General features: G+C 58.5%; 1 rRNA gene and 1 other annotated feature (1 of these 2 cut by a window edge). The gene reads left to right on the top strand.

The features are described 5' to 3' along the window. Window positions 1–10, top strand: a sequence feature (5S ribosomal RNA rRNA prediction is too short); it begins 74 nt to the left of the window's first position. A gap of 108 nt (window positions 11–118) precedes the next feature. After that, window positions 119–229: ribosomal RNA gene (rrf, locus tag CBZ_RS16260) — 5S ribosomal RNA — on the top strand; the annotation flags it as partial.

Below are 229 nucleotides of genomic sequence, written 5' to 3'. Positions count from 1 at the left end.
ACTGCCGCAGCTGACCGGTACTAATAAGCCGATAACTTCACCACTTCATTCATTGCTACGCGTCCACTGTGCGGTTCCCGAGAGACGAACGGGAACCCGTTTGACAACTCGACAACGTTACGGCGGTCATAGCGAAGGGGAAACGCCCGGTCCCATTCCGAACCCGGAAGCTAAGCCCTTCAGCGCCGATGGTACTGCACTCGCCAGGGTGTGGGAGAGTAGGACGCCG

This window comes from Cellulomonas biazotea (assembly GCF_004306155.1).
GTDB classification, from domain to species: Bacteria; Actinomycetota; Actinomycetes; order Actinomycetales; family Cellulomonadaceae; genus Cellulomonas; species Cellulomonas biazotea.
The sequence above is the reverse complement of the archived record's forward strand: the minus strand, read 5'-3'. Positions and strand labels throughout refer to the sequence as shown.